The organism is Myxococcus qinghaiensis (assembly GCF_024198215.1).
In the GTDB taxonomy this organism is placed as follows: Bacteria; Myxococcota; Myxococcia; order Myxococcales; family Myxococcaceae; genus Myxococcus; species Myxococcus qinghaiensis.
Map to the genome: position 1 here is coordinate 1 of NZ_JAKCFA010000064.1, position 3873 is coordinate 3873.

Sequence of the window (3873 nt, forward strand, 5' to 3'; positions counted from 1 at the left end):
ACGAAGGCTCGCAAGCAGGTGAAGTGAGAGAACGTCCCAGCGTCGCTGACGCTCCGACTGCTCGCCATGGCCGGAACGGCTGCTCGGCTTGAGCTGGAATGGGTGCTCACCATCGCCGGAATACGCAGCCAGCGCCTTCTCCTTGCGCTGCTGCCCCCCCGCTCGAACTCCTTCAGGCTTGGTCATCGAAGGCGACAGCTATCGCAATCCATCCCCTGCCCGGCGCCGCAAGCCCGCGGCCGCAGAGGCACGTTAGAGAACAGCGTGGATCCGCTTGGGCGACCCGCTACGAACAGCTTGGGCGACCCGCCTGCGATCCATTTCCCCGGTCCGTTACACCGCCACGAGCTGCGCGAGGTACTCCGCCTGCGTGCCCTTCGGGAAACGCAGGAGCATTCCTCTCGGCAGCGCCATCTTGAGCATGAGCCCTTCTCGCGCTCACGGTGCGGGGGAGGCGACAACCTCCAGGGGAAGGAACGCCGCCTGTCGCCTGACGGCTGATTCGGACCGTCGTCCCAGAGCAGGCGTGGACTTCTTGTACAGCCAGCATTGAAAGGCGCCGAGCGAGACGTCGTGCCTGGCTACGAACTCCTTCTGACTCTCCCCGCTCGCTTCGTACTCCGCCACCAGCTGCTTCCACTCATCAGGACTTGGTTGTCGCATGCCGGAATGAACTGGCGAATCCACCCCTGTTCAGGACGCCAGCCGTCGGTTGGCTACGCGCGTCCCATCGAACAACACAGGAGGCGGGCCTCCACGGGACTCCAAGAGACAACGTCCGTAGATCGAGATGGGCGTCTCGTTTCTTGGACAGAGCCATCCCCCAGACTCAGAATAGATAGGGGGGGGTGGCACGCCGCTTGCTCCCGTTGGAGGTCTCGCTCACAGAAGAGGCTCTCTATGACACAGGCCACACTCGCCCTGATGGTCCTTTTGCTTGCGATAGCCCATCGACTCAGGTCCGAGTCTACGCGGTGCGCGCATATGGAAATGTATGGCGCGAGTGGAGATTTGCCCGTCTTCATGGTCATTGTCAGCCTATCGTGCTATTTGCGACAATAGGCTGTGGTGCCGGTTCGTCTCAGATCAAGGCCTCCGACAATCCCATAGAGCTTCGCCGCAGCATCCTTGATCTCGCCATGAACGAAGCTGCAGCTCATTCTCAACTGATTGGTGCAGCGATGTTGGCGTCGGCCATCTCGTAGTCGCGAGAATATTTCGGACTCAGCGGAGTTTTTGATTTGCCGTTGTGGCGCATGGGCGAGTGCGCCTGCTGCTTTAGGGTTATGTGGGTCGCAGCTCAGCGATGAGCAGCAGCGTTGGATGGACTTGGCTGGGTCGAAAAATATGAACACACCATTCAGTGTCGCGGCATGGACAGTCATTGTGCTGCTTGCGCCTGCCCTGTCCTCAGGGGCGGAAAGGGTGATTTCCCCGGAGGAGGGTGCCCAGGCGGCATTGGGTAAAGAACTCTTCTTTGATGAATCTTTGAGTGTAGATGGAAAGGTGGCGTGCGGCACCTGCCACTTGTCAGAGGCTGCTTTCGCAGGACGCGATGCGATTGCGCATGGGGCATTCGGGAAGGCGGGTACACGCAATGCTCCAAGTCTCCTTGGATTGACATACGTAAGCGAGTTCTTCTGGGACGGTCGCCGCGCCTCTCTTGAAGCGCTTGTCCTCGACCCGCTCATCACTGTGGTGGAACACGGCTATCCTGATATCCAGTCCGCGCTTTCCGCAGTCCGGGCACGACATGCGGCTGGCTTTGCGCGCATCTTTCCAGTTGAAGGAGTTACCCCAGAAACAGTAGCTGCGGTCCTTTCCGCCTATGTACGCAGCCTTGAGTCTGGCCCTTCTGCTTTCGAGCGTTACTCGACCGGAGAGGCGAATGCGCTCAGTCCCAGCCAACGCCGCGGATTTTCCCTATTTATCGGGCGTGCAGCTTGCTCTCGCTGTCACCACCTTGACGGGGGACGGTTTACTGACGGTGCGTATCATGTAGGTGAGATGGCTGCGGACCTCGCCTCGCGGCTGGCTGCCGCAGCTCAAGACATCTCTCACATGTCCCTGGAAGAGCGTCAGGCGAGAATCCTGGAGCGTGTGGATGTAGCGGCGCTAGGGCGCTATGTCGTAACGCTACGGCCGGCAGACATTGGTCGCTTCCGTACTCCGTCACTGCGAAATGTGGCTTTAACAGCCCCCTATATGCACGACGGCAGTGTTCCCACGCTGGCTGGGGCCGTCGAGCGTGAACTGTACTACCACGCAGGCAACGGGGTGCGGGTGGGTGATTTGACGCCTGCTGACCGCGCCGATCTCGTTGCCTTCCTGCAGACATTGACGAGCTCTGAAACTCCAAGGGCAGCAGCTGTAGTCGGTCCCCCCACGCATCCTTCTCCTTCAAAAAGGACTGCACAATGAAGCGAGCGCTCATTTTTCGCCGCGTCGACATTCTCGCCCTTTGGTTTTTCCTCCTGCTCGCAGCATGCGGTGGAGAGGGAGTTGTTCCGCAGCCAGACGCAATGCCCGCGGTGGCCAGTGTATCAATGACCGCCGATGCCGGCCCTCCCATCCAATACGCCTACGATGAGGTAGGGCGGCTGATTGTTGTCTATGACAAGACGGGGGCGAGCGCTCACTATGTCTATGACGAGGGTGGTAACACTCTTGAGGTTCGGCGAGTAACTGCCTCGGACTTGGCCATCTATGACTTCGCACCCAAGTCCGGTCCGGTTGGCACGCAAGTGACAATAACGGGATCGGGTTTCAACACCACACCCGCCAACAATACGGTCAAGCTCAATGGGCTGGATGTCATCGTGAATGCCGCCAACTCGCAACGACTGGTGGTGACCTTGCCAACGGGAGCCGCGACAGGAAAACTGAGTGTGACAACGGCAGGTCAGACAGAAGTCAGCCGAGAAGACTTGGTCATCGCCGACCTTCCTCTCGCTCCATCTATATCGGGGTTTTCCCCTCAGAGCGGTCAGGGAGGGGCGCAACTGACAATTAGCGGTACTGGATTTAGCCTGGACCCCATCAACAATCGGGTCTTTGTTGGAGATATTCAGGCGCACGTCACCTCAGCGACTCCCACTCAACTGGTGGCAACAGTCTCTTCGGTAGGTGCTACGGGCCGCGTGCGTGTTTCGACGCCACACGGCAGAGTCACAAGCTCGCAGGACTTTATCATGGTTCAATCAAATGACGTGCCGAGTAGCACGGATTTGAGCCTACAGGCTGTCGTTGATGGTCCCTCCATGGATGTCGAAGTGGCGGATGGGACACGCAAGGCGCTCGTCGTATTTCACGTATCACGCAGTGAGCAGGTCAGCATTGCCGTGACGGCCCTGACGCTTGGGGGAAGCTCATCGGCAAGCCTCCGCATTTACGACCCGGCGGGTACGCTTGTCAGCACATTCAGCGTCTATGCTCCTGGCGCGTTTGACCTGCCTCCAGCACAGAAGCATGGGCTTTACACCGCAGTACTGCAACCAGGCAGTGGCGCCGTGGGCTTCCGCGCATCACTCTCCTGGACGCGTGAACAACGGGGCGCCATCATTGTCGACGGTGCGGTCGTCAGTCTCGCCGGTCGCTCAGGACGGAATGGGCGCTATACCTTCTCCGGCACCGCGGGCGAAAAGCTGGGCCTTGGCGTAACCAGCCTCACCACCACGCCCAGCGGCCAGAATATCAGTATCACCATCCTCAAGCCCAATGGCGCGCAGCTTACCAACTGTTTTTCTCTCACCGCCGCAGGCAGCTGCAATCTGCCCGCGTTGCCTGAAACAGGCACCTACTCCATCTTCATCGACCCACCTGGTATTACGACTGCCTCACTGGGGCTACTGCTGTCTCGCACGGTGGAGGGCA

General features: G+C 59.5%; 4 protein-coding genes. 2 read left to right on the plus strand and 2 right to left on the minus strand.

What is annotated here, in order from left to right:
• Together LZ199_RS45760 and tnpA are read right to left on the minus strand one after the other, a co-directional pair.
• Positions 1–186 (minus strand): hypothetical protein (locus tag LZ199_RS45760; RefSeq protein ID WP_254000156.1); only part of this gene is annotated, 186 nt, incomplete at its 3' end.
• Positions 187–438: 252 nt separating this feature from the next.
• Positions 439–663 (minus strand): IS66 family insertion sequence element accessory protein TnpA, encoded by a 225-nt coding sequence (gene tnpA / locus LZ199_RS47105; RefSeq protein ID WP_407667351.1) that lies wholly within the window; start codon positions 661–663, stop codon positions 439–441.
• A 660-nt stretch (positions 664–1323) separates the two neighbouring features.
• On the opposite strand from tnpA, the gene LZ199_RS45765 reads away from it, so the two are divergent.
• The gene (locus LZ199_RS45765) at positions 1324–2421 is read left to right on the plus strand and encodes a cytochrome-c peroxidase (RefSeq protein ID WP_254000157.1); all 1098 of its coding nucleotides are present in this window, start codon (positions 1324–1326) and stop codon (positions 2419–2421) included.
• On the plus strand, positions 2418–3873 hold a 1456-nt coding region (locus LZ199_RS45770; RefSeq protein ID WP_254000158.1), incomplete at its 3' end, for an IPT/TIG domain-containing protein. The genes LZ199_RS45765 and LZ199_RS45770, both read left to right, overlap by 4 nt.

Bases quoted from the DNA above. Each gene is read 5' to 3' on its own strand.
- LZ199_RS45765 (WP_254000157.1), top strand. From the start codon at position 1,324: ATGGACTTGGCTGGGTCGAAAAATATGAACACACCATTCAGTGTCGCG.
- tnpA (WP_407667351.1), bottom strand. From the start codon at position 663: ATGCGACAACCAAGTCCTGATGAGTGGAAGCAGCTGGTGGCGGAGTAC.